Origin of the sequence: Roseobacter denitrificans OCh 114 (assembly GCF_000014045.1) — a bacterium.
In the GTDB taxonomy this organism is placed as follows: domain Bacteria; phylum Pseudomonadota; class Alphaproteobacteria; order Rhodobacterales; family Rhodobacteraceae; genus Roseobacter; species Roseobacter denitrificans.
In genome coordinates this window covers 163,552-189,322 of sequence record NC_008209.1, presented here as the reverse complement: position 1 = coordinate 189,322, position 25,771 = coordinate 163,552, and the positions used below count along the sequence as shown (strand labels likewise).

24 protein-coding genes are annotated in these 25,771 nt (G+C 58.3%); 14 read left to right on the top strand and 10 right to left on the bottom strand.

The features are described from left to right. Positions 1-16 precede the first annotated feature (16 nt). Entirely contained in the window at positions 17-1,201 is a 1,185-nt protein-coding gene (rlmN, locus tag RD1_RS00880; RefSeq protein WP_011566543.1) for a 23S rRNA (adenine(2503)-C(2))-methyltransferase RlmN, read from the top strand. Further along, entirely contained in the window at positions 1,201-1,941 is a 741-nt protein-coding gene (locus tag RD1_RS00875; protein WP_011566542.1) for a DsbA family protein, read from the top strand. Before rlmN ends, RD1_RS00875 begins: the two co-directional genes overlap by 1 nt. A 92-nt stretch (positions 1,942-2,033) precedes the next feature. On the opposite strand, the gene RD1_RS00870 is transcribed toward RD1_RS00875, so the two are convergent. Further along, positions 2,034-2,870, bottom strand: coding sequence for a TIGR00730 family Rossman fold protein (locus tag RD1_RS00870; protein ID WP_011566541.1), 837 nt, complete (start codon positions 2,868-2,870; stop codon positions 2,034-2,036). Between the two features lie 171 nt (positions 2,871-3,041). Here RD1_RS00870 and dapD point away from each other — a divergent pair, with 171 nt between their 5' ends. The 6 genes from dapD (at position 3,042) to rnr (ending at position 9,318) form a co-directional block, all read left to right on the top strand. After that, positions 3,042-3,869: a 2,3,4,5-tetrahydropyridine-2,6-dicarboxylate N-succinyltransferase gene (gene dapD / locus RD1_RS00865; RefSeq protein ID WP_011566540.1), complete on the top strand. Its 828-nt coding sequence runs from the start codon at positions 3,042-3,044 to the stop codon at positions 3,867-3,869. Positions 3,870-4,006: 137 nt separating this feature from the next. Continuing rightward, a complete protein-coding gene (locus tag RD1_RS00860) occupies positions 4,007-4,885 on the top strand; it encodes a hypothetical protein (RefSeq protein ID WP_011566538.1) in 879 nt (292 codons plus the stop codon). Positions 4,886-4,894: 9 nt separating this feature from the next. Continuing rightward, positions 4,895-5,248: a hypothetical protein gene (locus tag RD1_RS00855; RefSeq protein ID WP_011566537.1), complete on the top strand. Its 354-nt coding sequence runs from the start codon at positions 4,895-4,897 to the stop codon at positions 5,246-5,248. Between the two features lie 67 nt (positions 5,249-5,315). Further along, positions 5,316-6,461, top strand: a complete 1,146-nt coding sequence (gene dapE / locus RD1_RS00850; RefSeq protein ID WP_011566536.1) for a succinyl-diaminopimelate desuccinylase — start codon at positions 5,316-5,318, stop codon at positions 6,459-6,461. Continuing rightward, the gene (locus tag RD1_RS00845; protein ID WP_011566535.1) at positions 6,458-7,057 is read left to right on the top strand and encodes a TIGR04282 family arsenosugar biosynthesis glycosyltransferase; all 600 of its coding nucleotides are present in this window, start codon (positions 6,458-6,460) and stop codon (positions 7,055-7,057) included. Before dapE ends, RD1_RS00845 begins: the two co-directional genes overlap by 4 nt. 5 nt (positions 7,058-7,062) lie before the next feature. Continuing rightward, complete coding sequence (rnr, locus tag RD1_RS00840; protein ID WP_011566534.1) at positions 7,063-9,318, top strand: ribonuclease R; 2,256 nt, start codon at positions 7,063-7,065, stop codon at positions 9,316-9,318. Here the strand turns inward: rnr and RD1_RS00835 are convergent. Continuing rightward, complete coding sequence (locus RD1_RS00835; protein WP_050759038.1) at positions 9,315-10,010, bottom strand: glutathione S-transferase family protein; 696 nt, start codon at positions 10,008-10,010, stop codon at positions 9,315-9,317. The genes rnr and RD1_RS00835 overlap by 4 nt on opposite strands. Before the next feature lie 193 nt (positions 10,011-10,203). On the opposite strand from RD1_RS00835, the gene RD1_RS00830 reads away from it, so the two are divergent. Beyond that, on the top strand, positions 10,204-11,559 hold the full coding sequence (locus RD1_RS00830; RefSeq protein ID WP_011566532.1) for a lytic murein transglycosylase: 1,356 nt from the start codon (positions 10,204-10,206) through the stop codon (positions 11,557-11,559). Positions 11,560-11,650: 91 nt separating this feature from the next. Here RD1_RS00830 and RD1_RS00825 read toward each other — a convergent pair whose 3' ends face one another. From RD1_RS00825 to RD1_RS00795, 7 genes are all read right to left on the bottom strand, one after another. Continuing rightward, complete coding sequence (locus tag RD1_RS00825; protein WP_044032858.1) at positions 11,651-12,829, bottom strand: ABC transporter permease; 1,179 nt, start codon at positions 12,827-12,829, stop codon at positions 11,651-11,653. A 3-nt stretch (positions 12,830-12,832) separates the two neighbouring features. Continuing rightward, positions 12,833-14,473 carry an ABC transporter permease gene (locus RD1_RS00820; RefSeq protein ID WP_011566530.1) on the bottom strand — a complete coding sequence of 547 codons (1,641 nt, stop codon included), beginning with the start codon at positions 14,471-14,473 and terminating at the stop codon, positions 12,833-12,835. A 3-nt stretch (positions 14,474-14,476) separates the two neighbouring features. Then, positions 14,477-14,764 carry a DUF1330 domain-containing protein gene (locus tag RD1_RS00815; RefSeq protein ID WP_011566529.1) on the bottom strand — a complete coding sequence of 96 codons (288 nt, stop codon included), beginning with the start codon at positions 14,762-14,764 and terminating at the stop codon, positions 14,477-14,479. A 72-nt stretch (positions 14,765-14,836) separates the two neighbouring features. Further along, positions 14,837-15,943 carry an extracellular solute-binding protein gene (locus tag RD1_RS00810; protein ID WP_011566528.1) on the bottom strand — a complete coding sequence of 369 codons (1,107 nt, stop codon included), beginning with the start codon at positions 15,941-15,943 and terminating at the stop codon, positions 14,837-14,839. Positions 15,944-16,062: 119 nt separating this feature from the next. After that, positions 16,063-17,163, bottom strand: coding sequence for an ABC transporter ATP-binding protein (locus tag RD1_RS00805; protein ID WP_044033294.1), 1,101 nt, complete (start codon positions 17,161-17,163; stop codon positions 16,063-16,065). Between the two features lie 252 nt (positions 17,164-17,415). Continuing rightward, positions 17,416-18,813 carry an aspartate aminotransferase family protein gene (locus RD1_RS00800; RefSeq protein ID WP_011566526.1) on the bottom strand — a complete coding sequence of 466 codons (1,398 nt, stop codon included), beginning with the start codon at positions 18,811-18,813 and terminating at the stop codon, positions 17,416-17,418. Positions 18,814-18,890: 77 nt separating this feature from the next. Next, positions 18,891-19,550, bottom strand: a complete 660-nt coding sequence (locus RD1_RS00795; RefSeq protein WP_011566525.1) for a GntR family transcriptional regulator — start codon at positions 19,548-19,550, stop codon at positions 18,891-18,893. Between the two features lie 188 nt (positions 19,551-19,738). On the opposite strand from RD1_RS00795, the gene RD1_RS00790 reads away from it, so the two are divergent. The 5 genes from RD1_RS00790 (at position 19,739) to RD1_RS00770 (ending at position 25,090) form a co-directional block, all read left to right on the top strand. Beyond that, the gene (locus RD1_RS00790) at positions 19,739-20,821 is read left to right on the top strand and encodes a polyamine ABC transporter substrate-binding protein (RefSeq protein WP_011566524.1); all 1,083 of its coding nucleotides are present in this window, start codon (positions 19,739-19,741) and stop codon (positions 20,819-20,821) included. Between the two features lie 79 nt (positions 20,822-20,900). Further along, on the top strand, positions 20,901-22,028 hold the full coding sequence (locus tag RD1_RS00785; protein ID WP_011566523.1) for an ABC transporter ATP-binding protein: 1,128 nt from the start codon (positions 20,901-20,903) through the stop codon (positions 22,026-22,028). A gap of 37 nt (positions 22,029-22,065) precedes the next feature. After that, on the top strand, positions 22,066-22,941 hold the full coding sequence (locus tag RD1_RS00780) for an ABC transporter permease subunit (protein ID WP_011566522.1): 876 nt from the start codon (positions 22,066-22,068) through the stop codon (positions 22,939-22,941). Further along, on the top strand, positions 22,938-23,756 hold the full coding sequence (locus RD1_RS00775) for an ABC transporter permease (RefSeq protein WP_011566521.1): 819 nt from the start codon (positions 22,938-22,940) through the stop codon (positions 23,754-23,756). Before RD1_RS00780 ends, RD1_RS00775 begins: the two co-directional genes overlap by 4 nt. Beyond that, positions 23,756-25,090 (top strand): NAD(P)/FAD-dependent oxidoreductase, encoded by a 1,335-nt coding sequence (locus RD1_RS00770; RefSeq protein WP_011566520.1) that lies wholly within the window; start codon positions 23,756-23,758, stop codon positions 25,088-25,090. The genes RD1_RS00775 and RD1_RS00770 overlap by 1 nt, the downstream gene beginning before the upstream one ends. Here RD1_RS00770 and RD1_RS00765 read toward each other — a convergent pair. Beyond that, entirely contained in the window at positions 25,087-25,767 is a 681-nt protein-coding gene (locus tag RD1_RS00765; protein WP_011566519.1) for a flagellar hook capping FlgD N-terminal domain-containing protein, read from the bottom strand. The two genes, RD1_RS00770 and RD1_RS00765, sit on opposite strands and share 4 nt — an antisense overlap. Positions 25,768-25,771 lie beyond the last annotated feature (4 nt).

Here is a 25,771-nt window from a genome sequence, read left to right as displayed (position 1 = left end):
ATTGAGAGTCGTTCCCATGCCCGCCAACGCGCCTATCACGCAAGATGTCCACACCATTCCGCGCAAATTGCCCGATGGCCCCGTCAATCTGGTGGGTCTGACCCGTGCAGCCATGCGCGATGCGTTGATTGCCGAGGGCACGCCCGAAAAACAGGCCAAGATGCGGGTGGGGCAGATCTGGCAATGGATCTATCAATGGGGCGTGCGCGACTTTGATCTGATGACCAACCTGTCCAAGGCCTATCGCGCGCAGCTCAAGGAAAAATTCGTCGTTGAAGTCCCGGAGGTCGTCACCCGTCAGGTCAGTGAGGATGGCACGCGCAAATACCTTGTGCGCATCGCCGGCGGGCACGAGGTGGAGGTCGTCTATATCCCCGACGAGGGGCGCGGGACGCTATGCGTTTCCAGTCAGGTGGGGTGCACGCTGACCTGTTCGTTCTGTCACACAGGCACGCAAAAGCTGGTGCGCAACCTCACCGCTGCCGAAATCATCGGTCAGGTGATGGTTGCACGCGACGATCTGGGTGAGTGGCCCGAAATCGGGGCGCCCAAGGACGAGACGCGGCTGCTCAGCAACATCGTCCTGATGGGCATGGGGGAGCCGCTTTATAATTTTGAAAACGTCCGTGACGCGATGAAAATCGCCATGGACCCTGAGGGGATACAATTGTCCCGACGCCGCATCACCTTGTCCACATCCGGTGTCGTGCCGGAAATCGCGCGCACCGCTGTTGAAATCGGCTGCCAGCTCGCCGTGAGCTTTCACGCAACCACCGATGACGTGCGTGACACGTTGGTCCCGATCAACAAACGCTGGAACATAGAGGTGCTGTTGGAGGCTTTGCGGGCCTATCCCAAAGTGTCCAATTCAGAACGGATCACCTTTGAATACGTGATGCTGCACGGCGTTAATGACAGCGACGAAGACGCCCGCCGCCTCGTCAAACTGATTGACGGCATTCCCGCCAAGATCAATCTGATCCCTTTCAACGAATGGCCCGGCGCGCCCTACAAACGCTCGTCCAACAATCGCATCCGCGCCTTTGCCGATATCATCTACAAGGCCGGGTACGCATCGCCCATCCGAACGCCGCGCGGTGAAGACATCATGGCGGCCTGCGGGCAGTTGAAATCTGCAACCGAACGCGCGCGCAAGTCCCGCAAACAGATCGCGGCAGAGACGGGTCTGGCGGGCGCATAATGCGCCGTCGCGACCTGCTTGTCGGGGGCGGTATCGTCGCCGTTGCCGTTGCGATTCCCCCGATACTGCGACGTATCCCGACCGATTTCGAATTCGAACCGCTGCCCGGATTTGCCGGGTTTCGCCGGATCACCGGGGGCAGTGTTTCCGCGGCCAGCAACCCGTTTCTCGGGCTTGAGCCGCCAGACCCATCAACACCAGCGCCGCAACGGGCGGGATCGCCCTGCGTGGCGCTTTTCGGGCCAGAGGGTTGGCAGACGGGAGTCGTGCCAATTGCGATCTTCAGCGATTTCAATTGTCCCTATTGCAAGGTCCTTGAAAACCGCCTGATGGAGCGCAGGGATGCGGGCGCGCCTGTCCGGCTGATCTGGCATGAAATGCCGCTGTTGGGGGCGGCGTCACGGCGCAGTGCGCAGGCCGTTCTGGCGGCACGGTTTTTCGACGCAGAAGAGGCCGCGCGCGCCTATCTATCACAGCGGTTCCTGCGTCCCGGTCCTGTGGCGCTTCGTGCTATGGCGCATGAATTGGGCTTGCCGCCGGACGCTTTCGCGCAAGAGGTATCAGGACCGCGCGTCGCGCAGGCCTTGGCCACCAGCTTGGATCTGGGTCGACGGCTCGGCATACCGGGCACACCTGGCACGGTGATCGGGCGGACACTGGTGATCGGCGCCACCAATGACGCGGACCTCACCAAGCTGATCGAGATCGAAAGCGCACAGCCCCAGATGGTGTGCGCCTGAAGCGTCACGCGAAAACCCTGAGTCATGCAAGCGCTGCCTTAGTTTTACTATTTCAACGCGTTACGTGATACTTGATGCATCAGGTACCGCTATTAACGACCAGGCATGGCCTCGCGGGTCGGCATGTCCTGCCAGCGGTCAATTATTTCCATCGCTTCCGCAGCACTTTCCACAAAGCTGAATAACTCAAGGTCCTCGGCGGAAATCGTGCCCGCATCGGCCAGCGCATCCCAGTTGATGATACTGTCCCAGAACTTGCGACCAAATAGCAGAACCGGGACGGGCTGCATGCGTCCGGTCTGTATCAATGTGAGTGCTTCAAACAGTTCATCCAACGTGCCAAAGCCGCCGGGAAAGACGCAGATCGCGCTTGCCCGCATCAGGAAATGCATTTTGCGGATGGCGAAGTAGTGGAAATTAAAGCAGAGTTCAGGCGTCACGTAGGAATTGGGCGCCTGTTCGTGCGGCAGGACAATGTTCAGTCCGATGGACCGCCCGCCTGCGTCCAATGCGCCGCGGTTGCCCGCCTCCATCACGCCGGGGCCGCCCCCGGTCACGATCACATTTTCCTTGCCCTCGGCTTCCATGCTCTTGAGGGTCATCAGCCGCGCAAACTCCCGCGCTTCGTCGTAGAAATGCGACAGATCAGCCAGTGTTCTAGTCGCAGCGCTATCCTTGTTCGACGGGCTCGGGATGCGGGCGCCGCCAAACAGGACGATGGTGCTGTTGATGCCAAGTGCATCCAGATGCATCTGAGGTTTCAGCAGTTCCAGTTGCAGCCGGACCGGGCGTAACTCCTCGCGGCACAGAAAGTCATCATCCGCAAAGGCGAGCCGATACTCCGGTGCGCGGGTCTGCGGTGTGTCCGGGACCTCGCGAATGGCTTTTCGGTCGGCAGAGGCGTGGCGCAAAGGGTGGCGTCGGTTCATGGATAGTCCTCTTTGATCAATCGCTTTGCGTGCAGGGGCGCATGATGTGCGCCGATATGCAACGGCCTTTCCTACCTAACCCGAGGTTGTTCAACTTTCGTGAACGCATTGCACGGGCGCTGCGTGGCTAGTATAGGCGCGTGGAACACTGTCACCTGAGGGGAGAATCCGATGTCTAATGCTGAGCTGGAAACCGCGATCGAGGCCGCATGGGAGGCGCGCGACAGCATTTCGCCCGCAACCAAAGGGGCCGAGCGCGATGCAATCGAAGCCACGCTTGCGGCACTTGACGGCGGCGGTTTGCGCGTGGCCGAGCGTCAGGCGGATGGCAATTGGCATGTGAACCAATGGGCCAAGAAAGCCGTCTTGCTGGGATTCCGGATCAAGGACATGGAAATGCAATCCGGTGGCGCGCAAGGCGGCGGCTGGTGGGACAAGGTGGACAGCAAATTCGCCGGTTGGGGCGAGGCCGACTGGAAAGACGCCGGCTTCCGCGCCGTGCCGAACTGTGTCGTGCGCAAATCGGCCTATATCGCGCCGGGCGTTGTCCTGATGCCGTCCTTTGTGAACCTTGGTGCCTACGTGGACGAAGGCACGATGGTTGACACATGGGCAACCGTCGGTTCCTGCGCGCAAATTGGCAAGAACGTGCACCTGTCGGGTGGCGTCGGCATTGGTGGTGTGCTTGAACCGATGCAGGCAGGCCCGACGATCATCGAAGACAACTGTTTCATCGGTGCGCGTTCCGAAGTTGTCGAAGGCTGCATCGTGCGCGAAGGCTCTGTTCTGGGGATGGGTGTTTTCATCGGCAAATCCACAAAGATCGTCGACCGTGAAACCGGCGAGTTCACCTATGGCGAAGTGCCTGCAGGATCTGTGGTTGTGGCCGGGTCCATGCCATCGAAAAACGGCGTGAACCTCTATTGTGCCGTCATCGTCAAAAAGGTCGATGCGCAGACGCGGTCCAAAACATCCATCAATGAGTTGCTGCGCGACTGATGTTTACGCCGTGTTATTGATTGGGGCGGTTTCGCCCCAATTATTCCAGCGTGTTGTCCAGATTCCGATACAATCCTGCCCGGATGGCCGTATAGTCCGATGCCATGAGGAAAATCGCAGCACCAAAAAACTTCACGATGCTTCAGGTCCTGTCTGACCTGCAAAGCGCTGCCGTGGCGGGGTGTTCCGAACTGGCTTTGCAGCTTAGCCCGCGCCTGCGCGAAGACCTCAAGCGTGTGGTCTTCGACCAGGAATGCAAGATGACCGCAGCGGATGTCGAAGCGCTGCATGCCGAACTGATGATGGTTGCGTCGATGCCTAACCAGAACCACCCGGCTTTCATGACGGCAACGATCATCCTGCTGGCGGATCGCCTGAACTACGGCGCCGGAGAGGATGATCTCTTCTGGAACTGGAGCGCCTTTCGCGACCGGTTCCGCGAGGCGCCCTCCCCGGTGCGTGCGGCGTTGATGAATGGGTTTCGCCGGGCGGATATGCTGGGCCTTGTTGCGCTGGATCAGCGCCCCAAAGGCACGGACCTGCGCACCTATGAGGAAACAGACCTGACGCGGCTGTTGAAAATCATCGCCCGGTCCATGACGGAGGATATGCGCGATGCCGTCTGCACACTGGCACCCGAGGAATTACGCGACGTGCACCGCAAGGCGCTGGACAACTGTTTGAAAAGCAGCTGCATTCTGTCGGAATTCGGCGGCTGGTTCCCCTCCGAGGTGGTCGAACAGGTGTCACTTGATCCGGTGCATCCCTCCTATGCGGCAGCTACTGCCCTCATGATCCTTGATGCGATTGCCACGCGTGATGCCAGTGGCAAGATGGCGGCCCGTTATGAGGAGCAGGCGGATGACTATATCTTGCTGCCCACTGATGTGCGCGTCCCCCTGATGGCCGGTTTGCGGCATCTGCACGAGATGGAAGAGGATTGGGAACCCTATGCCGATTGGCCCGTAGAACAGCGCCTTGATAAAGCCATTGTGATGCCCTTTGCCAAGCCCTAACTAGGGAACATGACAAAGGAAAAGAAACCCTCGCGCCAGCAGGTCTATACGCTTGTCGTCCAGATTGGCCGCAAGGAAGGCGACGGGCTGCCGAAAAAAGCGACCGGCGCGGCCCTTGTGATCTATGCCAGTGGGATCGACGAAGCGGAAGCCGTGCGCGAAACCGTGGCCATTCTGAAACAGGCGGACACGGCCCCACTGGATGTGACAGGGTACGGCACCCTGCAGGAACGCCTGGCCGAAGGCCATGAAATCAGCGATGAGGAACGCATGCTGATGCAACGCGCACTTGATGAAAACGCCGTCATTGTCGCGCAGATGGAGCCGTTTTACGGGACGTTTCAATCTGAGGAGGCGCAGTGATCTGCCGCCCTTGCAGCTTTCGCCCGCACCTGTAGAAATGGGCCTTTGTTAGATACGAGAATATGCCATGCCCGCTGTTGATCCTGTTCGTCTGACCGCTGATCTGGTCCGTTGCGCATCCGTGACGCCTGCCGATGAGGGCGCGCTCGATATCCTCCACGACGTGCTCAGCGACGCGGGGTTTGACTGCGCATGGGCCGATCGCGGTGGCATTCGCAACCTCTTCGCGCGCTGGGGCCGCAAGGGGCACCCAAAGACCTTTGGCTTTAACGGGCATACGGATGTTGTACCAATCGGGAATGCCGATGATTGGTCCATGCCCCCGTTTGGCGCTGAGGTCAAAGATGGCATCATGTATGGGCGTGGCACCACGGATATGAAATCAGGCGTTGCGGCTTTTGCCGCCGCTGCGGTGGATTTCGTGCGCGACACGCCCCCCGATGGGGCGATTGTGCTGGCCATCACCGGGGATGAAGAAGGCGATGCAACAGATGGCACGACCGCGCTGCTGGCCTATATGGCGGCGCAGGGCGAACAGATGAGCGCCTGTTTGGTCGGCGAGCCCACGTGCCCGGATCGCATGGGCGAGATGATCAAGATAGGCCGCCGTGGATCAATGACCGCATGGATCACATTCATCGGCAAGCAGGGGCACGCTGCCTACCCGCACCGCGCATGTAACCCGCTGCCCGCACTTATGCGCCTGATGGATCGGCTGGCCAGCCATAAGCTCGATGAGGGCACCGAGTTTTTTGACCCCTCGACGCTTGCGATTGTCACGGTGGATACCGGGAACCCGGCCACGAACGTCATTCCCGCCAGTTGCTCCGGCACGGTGAACATCCGGTTCAATGACGCTCATAGCGGTGCATCCCTGACCGAGTGGATCAAGACAGAACTGTCCAGGATCGAAGGTGAATTCGGGGTTCAGATCGACCTGCGGATCAAGATTTCGGGGGAGAGCTTCCTGACCCCGCCCGGCCCCCTGTCCGCGCTCGTCAGCAAGGCCGTCAAGGCGCAAACCGGGATCGAACCGGTGCTCAGCACCACGGGGGGCACATCGGATGCGCGCTTTGTCAAAGATCACTGCCCTGTGGTTGAATTCGGTCTGGTCGGTCAATCCATGCATCAGGTCGATGAGCACGTCAAAACCGATCACATCGTCGAGCTGAAAGCGATCTATTCGAGAATTCTCACCGACTATTTTGCATGAGACGTACCCTTGCGATCATGCTCAAGGAGCCGCGCCCGGGGCGGGTCAAGACCCGCTTGGGCCACGAGATCGGCATGACGAACGCAGCCTGGTGGTTTCGCCATCAGGCAACCGCGCTGATCCGACGGCTGCAGGACCCACGCTGGGATGTCGTTCTGATGGTCTCCCCCGATGGCGAAGGGCTAAAGAGCCGCGTCTGGCCTCGTGGCCTGCGCCGCATCCCGCAAGGTCATGGCGATCTGGGCATCCGCATGAAGCGCGCGTTGCGGGGGCAAATACCCGGTCCGGTCTGTGTCATCGGTGCCGACATTCCGGGGATAGAGCGGCGTCACATTGCGCGGGCGTTCAAAGCGCTTGGCCATGCAGATGCAGTTCTGGGGCCTGCCTATGATGGCGGCTACTGGTTGATCGGTTTGAAGAATGCGCGCCCTGCACGGCGGCAATTGTTTCAATCGGTGCGCTGGTCAACGGAATTTGCGCTGGCCGATACGGTGCGCTCGCTTGGTGATTTTTCAGTGGCTTATGTGGATAAACTACAGGATGTGGACACAACCGCTGATTTGCGCATGACGGCACGGGGGCAGCGTGCTACCTGACAGGCATGAGCAGCCTGCCCACAAAAAACGACATCCTTGAATGGATTGAGCAAAACCCGACCCTGACCGCCAAGCGCGACATCGCCAAGGCGTTCGGCATCAAGGGGGCCGCACGGATTGATCTCAAGCGCGTGCTCAAGGAACTGGAAGCCGATGGCCACCTTGAAAAGCGCAACCGCAGCTATCAGGACCCCGAACGCCTGCCGCCGGTCAGCGTCTTGCTGGTCACGGGGCCGGATGACGACGGTGATCTTTACGCCAAACCCATGGAATGGCACGGCACCGGGCAGGAACCCGTCGTTCTGCTGATACCGCGTGCGTCCGACCCGGCGATGGGGGCAGGAGATCGTATCCTCGCGCGCCTGACGCTGGTCAAGAACGATACGCATCACTACGAGGCGCGCCTGATCCGCCGCATCGGCACGAACCCGCGTCGTGTTGTCGGCGTGTTCCGCCAGACGGCGGAGGGTGGGCGAATCCAGCCGATCGACAAGGGTTCAGACAAGGAATGGCAGGTTGCCAGCGGCGCGACACATGGCGCCAAGGACGGCGAGTTGGTCGAGGCAGAACAAGCCGGACCCAAAGCCCGCTTGGGATTGCCACGCGCGCGGGTCGTTGAACGCCTGGGCGATCCATCCGCGCCCAAGGCGGTATCGCTGATTGCGATCCACCAGCACGGTATCCCCGACAGCTTTCCCGATGATGTGATCGCAGCGGCAGATGCCGCAAAACCCGTTGGTCCTGAAGGTCGCAAGGATTTGCGTGACCTGCCGTTGATCACCATCGACCCGTCGGATGCGCGGGATCATGATGATGCCTGTTTCGCGCGTGCAGATCACGACCCGAAAAACGAGGGCGGGCATGTGGTCTGGGTCGCGATTGCGGATGTTGCAGCCTATGTGACGCCGGGCAGCGCGCTGGATCGCGAGGCGCGCAAGCGGGGCAATTCCACCTATTTCCCGGACCGCGTGGTGCCGATGTTGCCGGACCGGTTGTCCGGTGATCTGTGTTCCCTGCACGAAGGGGTGCCACGGGCCTGCATCGCGGTTGAAATGGTCCTTGATGCTGACGGAAACAAACTGCGCCACCGCTTTTACCGCGCCTTGATGCAATCGCCTGCCTCCCTGCATTACGAAGAGGTCCAAGCCGCCATCGACGGCACAGCGAATGACCGCACACAGCCCCTGTTGGAGCTTGTTTTGAAACCGCTTTACGCCGCTTACGCTGCCCTTGTGTCGGCGCGTGCCCGGCGTCAACCGCTTGAGCTGGATTTGCCAGAGCGGCGCATCGAATTGGCGGAGGATGGCACCGTCACCTCCGTCAGCTTCAAAGAGCGGCTGGATGCCCACCGCCTGATCGAAGAATTCATGGTGCTGGCGAATGTCGCCGCCGCCGAGACGTTAATCGAAAAGAAATCCCCGCTGCTGTTTCGCGTTCATGAAGAACCAAGCCCCGAAAAACTGGATGCGTTGCGCGAAACGGCCCGCGCCAGCGGCTATAATCTGGCCAAGGGTCAGGTGCTCAAGACGGCGCATCTGAACCGGTTGTTAAACGAGGCTGCGGGGACTGAGGAGGCTGAGTTGATCAACATCTCCACCCTGCGGTCGATGACGCAGGCCTATTATGGGCCGATCAATCTGGGCCATTTCGGTCTGGCCTTGCCGCGCTATGCGCATTTCACGTCGCCCATTCGGCGCTATGCCGATCTGATCGTGCACCGCGCTCTGATTTCTGCCCATGGGTGGGGCAAGGACGGGTTGCGGCCCGAAGACGCAGACGGGCTTGACGACACGGGCACGCATATTTCGGATACCGAGCGCCGTTCGATGGTTGCGGAACGCGACACGACCGACCGCTATCTTGCCTCCTACCTGAGCGAACGTGTTGGCAGCGAGTTTACCGGGCGGGTCAGTGGCATCGCGCGCTTTGGCATCTTTGTTAAGCTGGACGAGACGGGGGCGGATGGCTTGGTGCCGATGCGCTCCATCGGCAACGAGTATTTTCATTTCGACGCGGAAACTATGACCCTGATGGGCGCAGACAGCGGGCAGATCATTGGACTTGGACAGCGCGCCACCGTCCGTCTGGCAGAGGCGGCACCCATCACCGGCGGCATCGCGCTTGAACTGCTGGAGCTTGAGGGCGCGAAACTGGCGCGAGGCCGCAGATCACCCGCCGGGCGCACGCCGCGCAAGCGCGGTGTCAAAGCCAAGCGTAAGGCGGATAAGATCAAACGCAAGGTGAAACGCAGCCGCCGTTAGCCGCAGCTTTCATCGACCCGTGCGATATAGGCCATCAAGACCTCATTCCCTTCGATCATCCGGCCCATCAGCGTTACTCCCGGCGATGCGGTTGCGGCCGCCAACATAGGCGCGACCGAGGCATCGGCGGCCGTTGGCTGGTCCCCAAACAGGAAATGACTGTGCCGTAAGCGCATGGTGATCGCATCAATATCAGGCTCTATTCTCGCCAAACGTTCCTCCTGGCTGAGCCGACCGAGACCTTGGCTGTGCAGCCCGCTCAGGGTTTTTCTGCGCACACCGGCGGCGATGACATGGCGCAGGCCGGGCGGAACCTGAGAAAAATAGACATCGCGCACCTTGGGCCAAATGGCATCATCGGCCCATCGGTCGAGCACCAGATGAAAATACAAATGTTCCTCGGACATGCGAATGAACGCACGGGCATTGGCCTTGTCGAGGTCCGATAACCCTTTGTTGAAATCCGCACCTTCGCTTTCAAGGTATGTCTGAATACGGTCGCTGTCTGCAATCAGCCGCTCCCCTGCGCGGATGGCAGGCAGTTTTCCGTAGGGCATCTTGCGCGGGTCCAGCATATCCTCACGCTCCCACTTCTGGCCGGACATGTTCAAGAGATAGGCAGCTTTTACACAGAAGGGGCTCGCCGCAAAGAGCCCGAACGCCGGTGGAAAGGTCAGTAGTTTGATCATCATTCAATCCTGCGTGACGCGCGATGCTCAGCGCATGTTAGACAACACATCTGTACGGTTGCAACAAGCGCTGCGTAGAACGGCCAATCGCTTTCACCGTCGGCGACAGGCCGCGATAGAGACACAGAGTTCTTTTTCCGAAAGCAAAGTCGCGCTACACTGTCACTAATAATAAAAATCGTAGCAGGATGTTTTCATGAAACGCATGATCTTTTGGTCGGGTATGCTTGGCTTGGTGTTGGGGGTAAATGGTGCCTATGCCCAGACCTCCGGGCAGTCCTTGCGGCCCGTGGTGCGCCCGGCCGTTGCGCCGCCGGTGAACCTTGTCGATGTTGCCGCGTCAGGCACGGCGATTGAGCGGGCGATTCGACCCAAACTGAGGACGGATGCCATCAAGGGCGAGGCCGAAATGGCACTTGCGCTGGCCACTTCCGCCGCCGAGTTTGACGCCTGGGTGGCGGGGTTCAAGGACCGTGCGGCGCGACAGGGGATCAGATCGGCAACGTTGGAATCTGCCTTTCAAGGTGTGCGTTTTGACAGCGATGTGATCCGGCGGGACAGAAACCAGTCCGAATTCACCAAGACGATCTGGCAGTATCTTGCGAGTGCGGCCTCGGATCGGCGCATCGCGAATGGCAAGGCGGCACTGGCCAAACACCGCACAACGCTGGAGGCGATCGAGCGGCGCTACGGCGTTGAAAAGGAAGTCGTCGTCGCGGTCTGGGGGCTGGAAAGCGGCTATGGTGCCTATCGCGGCTCAAATGATGTGATCCGCTCTCTGGCGACTCTGGCCTATGAAGGACGGCGCGGCGCGTTTTTCGAAGAACAATTGATCGCGGCACTGAAAATCCTGCAAAACGGAGACACGGCCCCGCGCAATATGACCGGCAGCTGGGCCGGGGCCATGGGACATACGCAGTTTATTCCCACGTCTTACCTTGCCTATGCCGTTGATTTCACGGGCGATGGGCGGCGCGACATCTGGTCGGAGGATCCTACTGACGCGCTGGCCTCTACGGCGGCCTATCTGAAAAACGCAGGTTGGAAAACCGGCCAGCCCTGGGGCGTTGAGGTACAACTGCCGCAAGGGTTTGACTATGCGCAGGCCAACCGGATCACCAGAAAGACACCCGGTGCTTGGGCGCGCTTGGGTGTCAGAGACATGAGTGGTCGCAAAGTGGCCAATCACGGGCGTGCGGCCATCCTGCTGCCCGCTGGCGCAGAGGGTGCGGCCTTCATGATCTTCGATAATTTTGCCGCCATCGAACGGTATAACGCGGCGGATGCCTATGTCATCGGAGTGGGCCATCTGAGCGACCGTATCAAAGGCGGCGGCCCGATCCGGTCAAGCTGGCCCACGGACGAACGGGCGCTGACCTTTGCGGAGCGTAAGGAAATACAGCAGCGGCTGACCCATGCCGGATTCAATACCCAAGGGGTCGATGGCCGCATCGGGCCCAAAACAACGGATGCGATCCGTGCTTTTCAACGCAACCGGGGTCTGGTGGCGGATGGCTATGCCTCCTCCGCCTTGTTGCAAAAACTGCGATGATCTGTGCCGCGTGACCGACCCCCCTTGCGCTGATCCGGCAGCAAGGGGGGCGCGTCAACGCTTTTGTGCAAAACCGGTGACGTGGTTCATGTCACGTGGGGCTCATCCCGCGCAGACGCTCGGAGCGGCGGCGCAGCAGTTCCACCACCGTCAGCAGCGCAATTGACACCAGCACAAGGATCGTCGCCACGGCGAGAATCGTCGGGCTGATCTGTTCGCGCAGACCTGTGAACATCTGCCAGGGCAGCGTTTTCTGACCGGCTGAACCGACAAAGAGCACCACGACCACTTCGTCAAAGGACGTGATAAAGGCGAACAACCCCCCCGATATGACACCGGGCAGAATAAGCGGCATCTGCACCCGAAAGAATGTGGTGACCGGGTTTGCGCCCATATTGGCCGCCGCACGGGTGAGCGAGTTGTCAAAGCCCACCAGCGTTGCCGTCACCGTGATGATGACAAAGGGGATACCCAAGGCCGCATGCGCGAGCACAACGCCCATATAGGTGCCCTGCAGGCCGATGCGGCTGTAGAAGAAATACATGCCCGCAGCGGAGATGATGAGCGGTACGATCATCGGTGAGATCAGGATGGCCATGATGGCGCGGCGGAACGGAACATGCGGTTGGCTAAGGCCGATGGCCGCCAGCGTGCCAAAGGTCACCGAGAGCAGCGTCGCCGCCGGGGCGATCTTGATGGAATTGGCCAAGGCACCCTGCCAGTCCGAATTGGTAAAGAAATCCTCGTAATGTTTCAGCGAATAGCCCGCCGGATCAAAACGCAGCATCTCAGGGGTGAAGGTAAAGAAGTTCTCCGCGTTGAAACTCAGCGGCATGACCACAAGGATCGGCGTGATGAGAAACACAAGGATCGCACCGCAGATCACGCGGAAGGTATAGTGCCACAGGACCTGCCCGGGCGTGAGGTAGGGCACGAGATGCTGACGATAGCGCGACTCGTAGAGCCAGAAGCTCAGCCAGGCGAAAAACCATCCGAATCCTGCCCCGATCAGTCCCGCCGGAATACCGCCCATCAGAAAACCGGCGATGCCCAGCAGAATGACAAGGCCCCAGAGACCGAGCCGTTCGTCCTTGATCACCTTGGTCAAGACAAAGGCGACCGCCCCCATCAGCGCCGCGCCAATGATCAGGCCAAGCAGTGAACTGCCCTGTGCTGTGCCGACAAAAAGGCCTGCAAAGGCGCCGAACGCAGCGACAACAGGGACATAAAAGGACGGCTCCGTCCGGGATACAGGTGTCAGAGCTACCATGTGTCAGCCTCCCAATTTCACGTTGTCGATGCCAACAATTCTATCATATGCCCAGTAGAGCGCCAGAACGACCGCCAGCAGGATGGCCCCGAGTGCGGCGGCAAGGCCCCAGTTGAGCGAGCTGGAAATGTGATAGGCGATCCGGTTGGAAATGAACGTACCCGTGGTGCCCCCGACGATTTCAGGCGTGATGTAATAGCCGATGGACAGGATGAACACGAGGATCGACCCCGCGCCGATCCCCGGCACGGATTGCGGGAAATAGACCCGCCAGAAGGCTGTCCAGTTCGTGGCCCCCAATGACTTGGCGGCGCGCAGATAACTCGGCGGGATCGTCTTCATCACCGAATAGAGCGGCAGGATCATGAACGGCAGCAGGATATGCGTCATCGCGATGATCGTGCCGGTCTGGTTGTTTATCAGCGCAAGGCGACTGTCATCGGCCACAATCCCAAGCCAGACAAGGGTATCATTCACGACGCCCTGTTGCTGCAACATGACCTTCCATGCGGATGTGCGCACCAAGAGCGATGTCCAGAAGGGCAACAACACGAGGATCATCAACAGGTTCGCCGTGCGCGCGGGCAGGTTGGCCAGGATCCACGCCACGGGATAGCCGAGCAGAATGCAGCTTCCGGTGATCACCAGAGACATGAACAATGTGCGCATGAACAACATGATGTGCAGCTGTTCGTTTTCCGGGCGCATTTCCGGGCCGTCCGGCGATTTCTTCATATCAACCGCGTTGAGGAAATAGCCGGAGGTGAAGTCGGGGGTATAAGTCTGGATGGTCTGCCAGACGTCGATGTCGTGCCAATCCTCGTCAACCTCATAAAAGGCGGCGGTATAATCGACCGTCTCAAACGTCGCTGCGGCTTCAGCGGCGGCCAGAAGCTCAGCACTGCCCGCACCGGAGATGCCCGACAGGTCCGCGCCGCCTGCCATATCCTCATAGAGCGCCGCATAAACAACCGCCCAGGGGTCTTCGGTGGTGAGGCGTTCTTCTTCCTCGATCTGAACGAATGTTGCGAATTCCTCATAGATGGCAGTCGTTTCCGGCAAGGCGGCGGCGATGTCGTCGCGCACCTCGAAGACCGGCTGCGCCTGTCCGCTATCCTCATTCCAGCCGTTCATCGCGGTGAGCCACGAAGCCGAGCCCATCAACTGGCTCCAGTTTTCGCCCTCTTTCCAGAAGTCGTTGAGGTCTTCGAACTGGTCCTGATAGACCTCCGCCATGTCATCGACGCTGCGGCCTGATTTGCGAAACAGGGATGACACACCCGTCAATTCATAGTTGAGCCGGGACCCCAGCCGCGTATGCGCTTTACGCTCCGCCGCGATAAAGACGTCCTTGAACAGCGCGTTGAACGTTTCCTGCGACGGGATTTCACCGCTATCCGCATCCCATGTCGCCAGCTCGGTCGTGGTGCGGGGCAATGTGTCGGATACAATCTGGTTTTCGACAGAGCGGAACAGCATGTCCGCAATCGGCGCGATGAACGTGACCAGCACGAACAGCAACAGCGGCGCAATCAGCAAGAGCGCGCGCATCTTTTGGCGGCGCAACGCACGGTTCAGGCTTGCCTTGAGCGGACGGCCGTCCGCGGCAAGCATCGGGCCGGAGTGTTCAGCGGTATCGGTCATGGCTCAAACGCCCTCCACAACGAGTATGGATCCGTCGGCGTTTGCCTGTCGGATTTTCATGTTTTCCTGATAGTCGGGGTCATTGTAGAACGCGAGCGCGTCCTCATAAGACGGAAATTCGATAATGACCTGGCGGTCATGGCTGTCACCCTCAAGGATTTGCGACCGACCGCCGCGCGCCAGAAACTTGCCGCCGTGGCGTGGAACGATTTCATCATTGCGCAGACTGTAGGGTTTATATGCGTCTGCATCCCTCAAGCTGATGTTGCCGATGATGTATCCCTTGGGCATTTTCCGTCCCCTTTTATTCTTGTGGGAAGGGCGGATGCACCGCCCTTCCTGATCTCAGTCACGCAGAGGCGCTTATTGTGCCAGCCACGCCTGGAACTTCGCGTCGATATCGTCGCGATAGTCAGCCCAGAACTCGTAGTTGTAGAGGAACGTGTTCTTGGCGTTTTCCGGATCGGTTGGCATGTGTGGTGCCATTTCGATGCCCAATTCGGCATGTGTGCTGACCAATGGTGCAGAAGACGCACGTGCAGGGCCGTAGCTAATCCACTTGGACTGGTCTGCCAAACGCTGCGTGTCGGTTGCGAAATATACATAGTCAAGCGCACGGGCCAGACGGTCTTCAGGCAGACCTGCGGGGATGATCCAGCCGTCCAGATCGAACACCTGAGCGTCCCAGAGCATACCAACTGGCTGTTTCTGCTCCTCGATGACCGAGAACAGACGACCGTTATAGGTCGAACCCATGACGATTTCGCCATCCGCCAGAAGCTGTGGCGTGTCGGCACCGGCGGACCACCAGATCACGTCGTCTTTGATCGTTGCCAGCTTATCAAGCGCCTGCTGCTGACCTTCGTCCGTTTCCAGCACGTCGTAGACGTCGTCTTTTGCAACACCGTCACACAGCAGCGCCCATTCCATGTTGTTGATCGGGCGCTTTTCCAGCGCGCGCTTGCCGGGATAACCCTCAGTGTCAAACAATGCGCAGATGGACGTGGGCGGTGTGTCACCGACCATATCCGTGCGGTAGCCGACGGTGGTGGAGTAGACGATCTGCGGGATGAAGCAGTCACCCACCAGCAGGTCGCCGAAATCCTCGGAAGCCGGCGTGCCATCCGGTGCCGGCGCCAGCATTTCGTCTGCGTCAATTTCCATCGCCAGACCTTCGTCACACAGACGCAGTGCGTCCGCGGCAACCACATCCACCACATCCCATGTGATGTTGCCCGCTTCGTTCATCGCGCGCAGCTTTGACACCGCTTCGGCCGAGCTTTCATCGTTGATGATGGTGACCCCGGTCTTTTCCATGTAGGGGTTGTGATACGCTTGCTGTTGCGAGTTGGAATAGGCGCCGCCCCAGCTTACGATTGTCATTTCGTTCGCCATTTCGACTTCCGCAAATGCCGATCCCGCAGCCAATGTCAGCGCGGTTGAGGCCAAAAGCAATTTGGTCAGTTTCATTCGTCGTCTCCCAATTTATCTACCCGTTTCGAATGTGAGGCGCGTGTCAACGGGCTTATACACCGCCTCTTTGAGATCGTGACCCGAACGGGCACGATATGTCGCGCACCAAGAACCTGTCAGGCGTCCAAGGCGCGGCAATCTTCCGGCAGCCAACCGATTTCGATGGACTGGCCGGGTTTCAGGCGGTCAACGTCCGGTGCGTTGCGGGTCTTGATCACGAATTCATCAATGCCCGCTACCCTCAGGCGCGTCCGGAAAATGTCGCCCATATAGATGAACTCCAGCACTTCGGCATGCAGCGTATGCGCATCGGGGCTCAGGCGGTCCTTGTTGTATTCGACCCGTTCAGGCCGGATGGAAACGCGGGTTCGCTCGCCAACCGCCGATACGTTGATCGGCTTGGCATCGATCAGACCACCATCGTCCAGTTGTATCAGGCAATGATCGCCCTTGATTTCCTTGACCACACCTTCAAGCGTGTTGTTCTCGCCGATGAACTGCGCCACGAAGCTGTTTTCGGGCTCTTCATAGAGCTTGTCCGGCGGGGCGAGTTGCTGAATGCGCCCATCGTCAAACACCGCAACACGGTCCGACATCGTCAAGGCTTCGGTCTGGTCGTGCGTGACATAGACGACCGTGATCCCCAGAGCGTGGGCAAGGTTGGTAATCTCAAACTGCAGCGTTTCGCGCAGCTGTTTGTCCAGCGCACCCAGGGGTTCGTCCATCAAAACCAGTTCCGGCTCGAACACAAGCGCCCGGGCCAGGGCAATCCGCTGCTGCTGACCCCCGGACAATTGTGCGGGACGGCGCCCGGCGAAATCGCCCATCTGCACCATGTCGAGCGCGCGTTTCACTTTCGCCTCGCGGTCCGATTTGCCCATCTTGCGCACTTCCAGCGGGAAGGACAGGTTCTCCGCCACCGTCATATGCGGGAACAACGCGTAATTCTGGAACACCATCCCGATCCCGCGCTTGTGCGGCGGAATGTTGTTGATCGACACCCCGTCAAGGCGGATATCCCCATGCGTCGCGGTTTCAAAGCCGGCCAGCATCATAAGGCATGTTGTCTTGCCGGAACCCGATGGCCCCAGCATCGTGAGAAACTCACCTTTCGGCATGAACAGGTTCAGATCTTTTACGACCAGATTTTCACCGTCATAGCTTTTCTGCACGCGGTCGAATTCGACGAACGAGTCGTTTGAGCTTTTTTCAGCCAAGGTTTGGCTCCCCATTGTTCTTGTGGCGGTTAACCGCGCTTGTTGACTCAATGTAAAACTACTGTGGCACCTGAGTGCAAGCAGTTAAGTGCGTATCACGCCAAATTGCTCTCCAACGTTTGATTTTGACGTAAAATCAGGAGATGCGCGGCAAACGGCCCGCATGACGTGGATCATGCAGGCTGTCGGATTATCCGCACGGGATACATATTAGGCGGCTTGCTATTTCTATGTAATATCAAGTTGCTGATGTCAGGAAGCGGCTTTCAGAAGCCCTTCGGATTTGATTTCGGAATAGGCTTCATCAAGCGCTTTGCCTGCGCGCTCAACCAGCGTGTCGATATCGTTCTGCTGGATGATCAGCGGGGGAGATACCACCATTCGGTCGCCAACATGGCGCATGACGAGGTTATTCGCGAAAGCTCTCTCGCGGCAGATCGTGCCAATCGTGCCGCGCTCTGATGCGAACTTTGCCCGACTCTCCTTATGAGGGGTCAGCGCCAGGGAGGCCATCAGGCCCTTGCAACTCACGTCACCGACCAGCGGATGATCGGCAAGCGTTTCAAGCCCCGCCTTCAGCGCAGGGGCCGCCACGGTGCGTACATGTTCGACGATGTTTTCTTCCTGCAGGATGCGCAGGTTTTCCAACGCAACGGCTGCGGCGACAGGGTGCCCGGAATATGTATAGCCATGATTGAATTCGGTTTGCCCGATCACTTCGGCCACCTCGTCACAGACGATCGACCCGCCGATGGGTTGATAGCCTGACGACAGACCCTTCGCGACGGTCATGATGTGCGGTTTAATGCCCATCACCTCAGAGCCGAACCACGCACCTAGGCGCCCAAATCCACAGATGACTTCGTCGGCGATCAGCAGGATTTCATATTCATCGCAGATGCGCTGGATTTCAGGCCAATAAGTCTCAGGTGGCACGATCACGCCGCCCGCGCCCTGCACAGGCTCTGCGATAAAGGCGGCGACGTTATCTTCGCCCAACTCGTTAATCTTGGCTTCAAGCTCTTTGGCCCGCGCGACGCCGAATTCCTCGGGCGTCATATCGCCCCCCTCGGACCACCAGTCGGGCTGGTTGATGTGATGAATGCCGGCAATGGGCATGCCGCCCTGCTCGTGCATGTAGGTCATACCACCGAGGCTGCCCGATCCGACGGACGATCCGTGGTAGGCGTTTTTGCGGCTGATGATGTGGGATTTCTGCGGCTTGCCCTTTTGCGCCCAGTACGTGCGCACGAGACGGATGTTCGTGTCGTTTGCCTCCGACCCGGAGCTGGCAAAGAAGATGTTGTTCATCCCCGCCGGCGCAAGCTTGGTGACCTCTTGCGCAAGGGCAATTGCGGGGACATGCGTCGTCATGAAGAACGTGTTGTAATAAGGCAGCTCTTTCATCTGCCGCGCGGCTACCTCTGCGAGTTCCGGGCGGCCATAGCCGATGTTGACACACCACAGACCCGCCATGCCATCCAGAATGCGGTTGCCGTCGCTGTCCGTCAGATACACACCGTCAGCGCGCGTTATGACCCGCGCGCCCTTTGTGGCCAACACCTCGTTGGATGTGAAAGGGTGCATGTGATGTGCTGCATCCAACGCCTGCAACTCGGCAGTTGGCATATGATTCGAGATAGCGGACATAGGGCACCTGCCTTTGTTGAAATGTACAATAGGGTTTCGATTTCAGAATATGATCAAATTACGAGGAGTCAATCGAATCAATCCGGTTTCATTGTCGCATCAAGAGCTTCCCGGATTTGAATGATGCCCTGATGGACGTCCTCAGCCATCGCTTCACGGACGCATCTGGCGTCTTTGCTGTCCAATGCGGCAAGCAGATCTGCGTGTTTATCAGGCAGGTTCATGGTGCCATGCCGACCACACACAACCCGTAAGGAAGGTCCGAACCGCAACCACAGTCGATCCACTGTGGCGGTCATGATGGGGGCCTGTGCCGCTTGGTACAGGATCGCATGAAAGTGGTAATTATGCGTCAGATACCCTTTGATATCGCCCTGCGAGATGGCTGAATTCAGCGCGTCGTCATGGGCATGAAGCATCTCTTTCGCAGCATCCGTAATTTTCGAAACAGCGCGGAAAGCCAGTTCTGGTTCCAGCGTTTTTCGCATGAATTCAAGCTCTTCAAGGCATGTGTGCGTGATAACCGGCACGCTCACACGTCGATTGCCAGTCATGTTCAACGCCCCGTCAGAAGTCAGCCTGCGTATGGCCTCACGCACTGGTGTCATACCCGCCTTGAGTGTATCAGCCAGCCCCTGGATGGTCACCGGCTGCCCCGGCGCCATGTCACCAAAAAGGATCTGGTCGCGGATATCCTCATAAACGGATTGATGCGCCGGGAGTTTTACGTATTCCATAAGACGTCCTTTTGCCTTTTTTTCAAGCAGCGCCAGCGCAACTGTGTCTTCCTTTGTTTGTGCAAAACATGCATCGCTTGCACAAGCTCATCTCGCATGAAAGCATAATGTATCTTGCCGAGTTGGGCAAAACTTGATCAAATTATGTGTAATCGGGAAAAACCCGGCCGCATCAAAGGGAGAATGCAATGAACAAGCTAATGATCACCAGCGCCGTGGTCGCGCTGTGTGCCACGACAGTGCTTGCCGATGAAGTACGCGTTTACAACTGGTCCGATTACATCGACGAATCGCTTCTTGAAAAGTTTGAAGAAGAAACCGGCATCAATCTGATCTACGACGTGTTTGACAGCAACGAAGTCCTTGAGACCAAGATGCTGGCCGGCGGTTCCGGCTACGACGTGGTTGTACCGACCGGCACCTTCCTGCAGCGGCAGATCTCGGCGGGCGCGTTTCAGAAACTCGACCAGTCCAAGCTGCCCAACCTGGAAAACATGTGGGATGTGGTGAAAGCGCGGACCGAACAATATGACCCCGGCAACGCGTATTCGATCAATTACATGTGGGGCACCACGGGCATTGGCGCCAACATCAACAAGGTTCAGGAAATTCTGGGCGCGGACGCACCGGTTGCCTCACTCAGCCTGATTTTTGACCCCGCCAGCATGGAAAAACTGTCGGAATGCGGCGTTCACTTCCTTGATGCACCGACTGAAATGATCCCGGCGGCTCTGAAGTACATCGGCGAAGACCCCGACAGCCATGACCCGGACGTCATCGCCAAGGCCGAGGCTGTGTTAGCGGCGATCCGCCCCTACGTTCAAAAGTTCCACAGTTCCGAATACATCAACGCGCTGGCAAACGGTGACATCTGCGTCGCGTTCGGCTGGTCCGGTGATATCCTGCAATCGCGTGACCGCGCGGCCGAAGCGGACAACGGTGTTGAAATCGTCTACAATGCCCCGACCGAAGGGGCGCTGATGTGGTTTGACCAGATGGCCATTCCAACGGATGCGCCGAACCCTGAAGGCGCGCATGCCTTCCTGAACTTCATCATGGATGCGGAGAATATCGCGGCGGCGTCAAACTATGTGTATTACGCGAACGGCAACGCAGCCTCCAAGCCGTTTCTGGTTGATGATGTCATCAACGATACCGCAGTCTACCCAGATGAAGCGACCCTGGAAAACCTGTTCACAGTCACGCCCTACCCGGCAAAAGTGCAGCGGGTCGTCACGCGGATGTGGACCAGAGTTAAATCCGGAACCTGATCATCTAACCCTAAAAGGCGGCGCAATTGTGCCGCCTTTTCAATCTGCCTGACCCTTGGGGCCCAAGTAAGGACAAGCCGTGAACCAAGCCGTTTTTGAACCTTGGAGCGATCCAACGCAGAAACCATTGATCCGGTTCAAATCGGTGACAAAGCAGTTCGGCAGCTTTACGGCGATTGACGATCTGACGCTCGATATTTTTGAGAAAGAATTCTTTGCCCTTCTGGGGCCGTCGGGCTGCGGCAAGACGACGATGATGCGCATGTTGGCCGGCTTCGAAACGCCGACATCCGGCGTGATCGAACTGGCCGGGGCGGACATTGCACCCCTGCCGCCCAACAAACGCGCCGTGAACATGATGTTCCAGTCCTATGCGCTTTTTCCGCACCTCAGTGTGTATGAAAACATCGCCTTTGGCCTGCGCCGTGACAAGGTATCGGGTGATGCGCTGGATGCACGTGTTTCGGAGATGCTCAAACTGACACGGCTGGAGAAATTCGCAAGACGCAAGCCACATCAGATTTCAGGCGGGCAGCGTCAACGCGTGGCCCTTGCGCGCAGCCTTGCCAAGGCCCCCAAGCTGCTTTTGCTGGACGAACCGCTTGGGGCGCTGGACGCCAAATTGCGTCAGGCGACGCAGTTTGAACTGATGGACATACAGGAAAAAACCGGCACGACTTTTGTCATCGTCACGCATGACCAGGAAGAGGCCATGACCGTCGCCAGCCGCGTCGCGGTGATGGATGAAGGGCGCATCATGCAGGTTGAGACGCCAGAGCGGATATATGAAGCGCCCAACAGCCTCTATGTGGCTGATTTCATTGGGGAGGTGAACATCATCTCCGGAACGGCGCGCGCCATAGGGGACGAACAGTTTCACATCGACTGGGCAGAGGGGAACGCCCCTTTCCTCGCCACCTCAAGCAGACCTTTTTCCGAGGGGCAACCCTGCCACCTTGCGCTGCGCCCGGAGAAAGTCGGCATTCACGCGGAGCGGCCAGAGGCTGCAGAAAACGCGGTGCAGGGCAAAATTCTGGACATCGCATACCTCGGTAACTTGTCCACCTACCACGTGGCATTGCCGGGTGGGCAAATCATCAAGGCGCAGACGGCAAACACCCGGCGCGTCTCGCGGCGCAGCTACACCTGGGAAGACACGGTGTGGCTCAGCTGGACGTCGACTGCCGGCGTACTCCTGCCGGAATGAGACACGCACCCGGCATACCACGGGGAGGTTCCTAATCATGCAGCGCCTTTTTCTAATCGCCATCCCCTACGCGTGGTTGTTTGCGCTGTTTCTTGTGCCTTTCGGTATCGTCTTCAAAATTTCTCTTTCGGACATTGCTCTCGCGATCCCGCCTTATACGCCGACACTCAAAGACGGATTCTCGGCGTTCATCGCAGGGTTGGATTTTGAGAACTTCGCATTCCTCGCGTCGGATGATCTGTATTGGAAAGCGTACCTCAGCTCGCTCCAGATCGCGGTTCTGTCGACTTTCATGACGCTGTGCGTGGGCTATCCAATCGCCTATGGCATGGCGCGCGCGCCCGCGGAGTGGCGCGCGACGTTGATGATGCTGGTCATTCTGCCTTTCTGGACATCCTTTCTGATTCGCGTTTACGCTTGGATGGGTATCCTCAGCCAGGAGGGGTTTCTTAATCAATTCCTGCTCTGGACGGGGATGATCGGTCAGCCCCTGACAATCCTGAACACCAACACGGCAGTGTATATCGGCATCGTCTACACCTACCTGCCGTTCATGATCCTGCCGATCTACGCGGCGCTGGATCGGTTGGATGGCTCGCTGATCGAGGCTGCGGAGGACCTTGGCTGCTCACGTCTTCAGGCGTTTTGGCTGGTCACGATCCCGCTGTCGAAAAACGGCATCATCGCCGGCAGTTTCCTCGTGTTCATCCCCGCCTTGGGTGAATTTGTCATCCCGTCCTTGCTTGGCGGGTCAGGCACCCTGATGATCGGCAAGGTTCTTTGGGAAGAGTTCTTTAACAACCGCGACTGGCCGGTGGCCAGCGCTGTCGCCATCGTTTTGCTGTTGATCCTGATCATTCCAATCGTTCTGTTTCAGCGCAATCAACAGCGACAGGCGGAGGAAGAGTCATGAACAGGCTCAGTTGGTTCAATGTCACGTCGCTGACGCTGGGGTTTGCGTTTTTGTATCTGCCGATGCTGATCCTCATCATATTCTCATTCAACGAGAGCAAACTGGTCACGGTATGGGCCGGGTTTTCGACGAAATGGTACGGCGAGTTGCTTCAGAACGAGGCTTTTCTGGATGCGGCATGGGTCACGATAAAGGTCGCGGTCCTCTCCTCAACCCTGGCCACAATTCTGGGCACAATGGCGGCCTATGTGCTGGTGCGGGGCGGGCGGTTCCTGGGCCGGACGCTGTTTTCGGGGATGATCTATGCGCCGCTTGTCATGCCCGAAGTGATCACCGGGTTGTCGCTCTTGCTGCTGTTCATTGGCATCGGTCTGGACCGCGGCGTTCTGACGATTGTGTTGGCGCATACTACCTTTTCAATGTGCTTTGTCTCGGTCGTGGTCTCGTCGCGGCTGCTGACTTTTGACCGTTCACTGGAAGAAGCCGCGCTGGATCTGGGCTGTTCACCCTTTGACGCCTTCCGTCTTGTGACGCTGCCGATTATTGCCCCCGCCGTCATTTCAGGATGGTTGCTGGCCTTCACGCTCAGCCTTGATGACCTCGTCATTGCGTCCTTCACCGCCGGGCCGTCCGCAACAACCCTTCCGATCAAGATTTTTTCTGCGGTGCGCCTTGGCGTATCCCCTGAAATCAACGCGCTTTCGACAATCATGATTGCGATCGTCACGGTTGGCGTCGTGGTGGCATCGTTGGTTTCAAAACGCAATATGGTCCGCCAGCAGAATGATGAACGCGCCGCCGCCGCCCAAACGTGATGCAACGAATTCTTAGTGCATATGCCTATGGCGCAGGGCCACGTGCGGGATGCTGGTGGGACGAAACCTGTGATCTGCCAAAGCTCAATGCGCTGCAGGGTGACCTGAGCGTTGATGTCGCGATCATCGGCGGCGGGTTTACTGGTCTGTCCGCGGCGCTGCATTTGGCGACGCAAGGTGTCAAAGTTACCCTGCTGGAGGCGCAGGATATCGGATGGGGTGCCTCTGGTCGTAATGGTGGGTTTTGTTGTCTGGGTGGCGGCATCGCCGGTGATGACGCGCTTGACTCCAGATATGGCCGCGATGCGCGGTTGGGGTTTCGAAACGCCGAAAAGGCGGCAGTCCTTTTTGTGGAGGAGACGATCAACCGTCTGGGCCTTGATGTTGATCGCCACTCCAAAGGCGAAACCGAATTCGCGTGTCGCCCCAAGGATATGGCAGGGCTTGCCAAAATGGCAAAGCGGACGCACGAAAACTATGGGGTTGAAGCAACAGTTATTGATCAATCAGACCTCGCCGGCTTGGGTATGACCGGCGGTCCGGCGTTTTTCGGGGCTTTGTCGATACCTATTGGATTCGGGCTGAACCCGCGCAAGTTGCTTGCTGGCTTTGCTTTGGCGGCTATCGATGCTGGTGCAGATCTTTTTGCCGCCTCGCCAGTTCTGGGGGTTGCCCGCAATGGCCATGGCCACGCGTTGAAATGCCCGCAAGGCGTCGTGAACGCGCAACAGGTAATCGTCGCAACCAATGGGTACTCATCCGAAGACATACCAATCTGGTTGGCGAGCCGCTTCATGCCGGTACAATCGACCGTTCTCGTAACGCGGCCTTTGAGTAACGCCGAACTTGATGCTCAAGGCTGGACGACGGAGCAGATGGGGTATGATTCGCAGAACCTGCTGCATTACTTCCGTTTGATGCCAGACCGGCGTTTTTTGTTTGGCATGCGTGGTGCTATACGTTCAGGTCCACGTGCCGAAATGAAAGCGCGACAAAGAACCCAAGCGGACTTTCGCAAGATGTTCCCGGCTTGGTCCACCGTTGAAATTTCGAATATGTGGTCCGGAATGGTAAGTCTGGCGAGAAAAAAGCTGCCGTTCGTCGGGGAAATACCTGCTTCAAACGGTATCTGGACGGCCATGTGCTATCATGGAAACGGCGTTGCGATGGGCAGTTACGCTGGCAAGCTGGTCGCGGACATGGTGCTTGGGCGCGCGACTGGCGAATGCCCCGAAGTAATGACCAAGCCGCTGACCAAATTCCCATTGGGGCGTGTTCGTCGCATGCTACTGCCCCCGGTCTATGGCCAGCTGATGCTGCAGGACCGCTTTTAAGTGCTGCTTTGCAAGGACGCTTCGCGCAGCGCTGATACATCCGCAGCAGAAACAGGTGATCCGCCATTCAGTATGAATACGGTATCAGAGCCTTCGCGTCGCGCTTCGGTAATTCGGCTGTATGTCTCGGCAGGGGACGTCCCGATCGTTTGACCGACTGCGCGACTTTCGACCACAAAGCTGTAGTTTCCAATTGGCAAGGCCGCGCCATTATCATCCAAACCGAGCCATTCGATCGGATCGGTACCGGGTGTGACCTGTTGCCTTTGCACTTCGGAACCGTCCGGTCCATAGGCAATCAGATAAGCTTCATCGGCACCGGCTTCAGATTTTGGCAGCACTGTAATCGGCGAGCCGTCAAAGGCCACAGGCGCGGTTGTGCGCGCTTCCATGCCGATCCATGCAGCCATCTGGCCGATACTGTTTGAGCCGAGTTGAGCGCCCAATTCGGTAAGCAGATCATTTGACAACACTTGCTGTTCCACCATCGAGAACTGCGCCAATTGGGCCGCATATTCGGAGGAATCGATAGGCTCCAGAGGGTCCTGAAACCGTGCCTGTGCCGTCAGCATTTTCAAAAAAGTTTCAAAATCAGAAGACAAAGCAGCGCTGTTTGATGCCTGTGCCGTCCCGAGTTGTCTTGTCGGCTGTGTTGCCTGAGCGTTCAAAATATCCATGTCT

Bases quoted from the DNA above. Each gene is read 5' to 3' on its own strand.
- rlmN (WP_011566543.1), top strand. From the start codon at position 17: ATGCCCGCCAACGCGCCTATCACGCAAGATGTCCACACCATTCCGCGC.
- RD1_RS00765 (WP_011566519.1), bottom strand. From the start codon at position 25,767: ATGGATATTTTGAACGCTCAGGCAACACAGCCGACAAGACAACTCGGG.
- RD1_RS00860 (WP_011566538.1), top strand. From the start codon at position 4,007: ATGCTTCAGGTCCTGTCTGACCTGCAAAGCGCTGCCGTGGCGGGGTGT.
- dapD (WP_011566540.1), top strand. From the start codon at position 3,042: ATGTCTAATGCTGAGCTGGAAACCGCGATCGAGGCCGCATGGGAGGCG.
- RD1_RS00780 (WP_011566522.1), top strand. From the start codon at position 22,066: ATGCAGCGCCTTTTTCTAATCGCCATCCCCTACGCGTGGTTGTTTGCG.
- RD1_RS00825 (WP_044032858.1), bottom strand. From the start codon at position 12,829: ATGGTAGCTCTGACACCTGTATCCCGGACGGAGCCGTCCTTTTATGTC.
- RD1_RS00800 (WP_011566526.1), bottom strand. From the start codon at position 18,813: ATGTCCGCTATCTCGAATCATATGCCAACTGCCGAGTTGCAGGCGTTG.
- RD1_RS00770 (WP_011566520.1), top strand. From the start codon at position 23,756: ATGCAACGAATTCTTAGTGCATATGCCTATGGCGCAGGGCCACGTGCG.
- RD1_RS00815 (WP_011566529.1), bottom strand. From the start codon at position 14,764: ATGCCCAAGGGATACATCATCGGCAACATCAGCTTGAGGGATGCAGAC.
- RD1_RS00790 (WP_011566524.1), top strand. From the start codon at position 19,739: ATGAACAAGCTAATGATCACCAGCGCCGTGGTCGCGCTGTGTGCCACG.
- RD1_RS00830 (WP_011566532.1), top strand. From the start codon at position 10,204: ATGAAACGCATGATCTTTTGGTCGGGTATGCTTGGCTTGGTGTTGGGG.
- RD1_RS00795 (WP_011566525.1), bottom strand. From the start codon at position 19,550: ATGGAATACGTAAAACTCCCGGCGCATCAATCCGTTTATGAGGATATC.
- RD1_RS00835 (WP_050759038.1), bottom strand. From the start codon at position 10,010: ATGATGATCAAACTACTGACCTTTCCACCGGCGTTCGGGCTCTTTGCG.
- RD1_RS00870 (WP_011566541.1), bottom strand. From the start codon at position 2,870: ATGAACCGACGCCACCCTTTGCGCCACGCCTCTGCCGACCGAAAAGCC.
- RD1_RS00810 (WP_011566528.1), bottom strand. From the start codon at position 15,943: ATGAAACTGACCAAATTGCTTTTGGCCTCAACCGCGCTGACATTGGCT.
- dapE (WP_011566536.1), top strand. From the start codon at position 5,316: ATGCCCGCTGTTGATCCTGTTCGTCTGACCGCTGATCTGGTCCGTTGC.
- RD1_RS00845 (WP_011566535.1), top strand. From the start codon at position 6,458: ATGAGACGTACCCTTGCGATCATGCTCAAGGAGCCGCGCCCGGGGCGG.
- RD1_RS00820 (WP_011566530.1), bottom strand. From the start codon at position 14,473: ATGACCGATACCGCTGAACACTCCGGCCCGATGCTTGCCGCGGACGGC.
- RD1_RS00775 (WP_011566521.1), top strand. From the start codon at position 22,938: ATGAACAGGCTCAGTTGGTTCAATGTCACGTCGCTGACGCTGGGGTTT.
- rnr (WP_011566534.1), top strand. From the start codon at position 7,063: ATGAGCAGCCTGCCCACAAAAAACGACATCCTTGAATGGATTGAGCAA.
- RD1_RS00855 (WP_011566537.1), top strand. From the start codon at position 4,895: ATGACAAAGGAAAAGAAACCCTCGCGCCAGCAGGTCTATACGCTTGTC.
- RD1_RS00875 (WP_011566542.1), top strand. From the start codon at position 1,201: ATGCGCCGTCGCGACCTGCTTGTCGGGGGCGGTATCGTCGCCGTTGCC.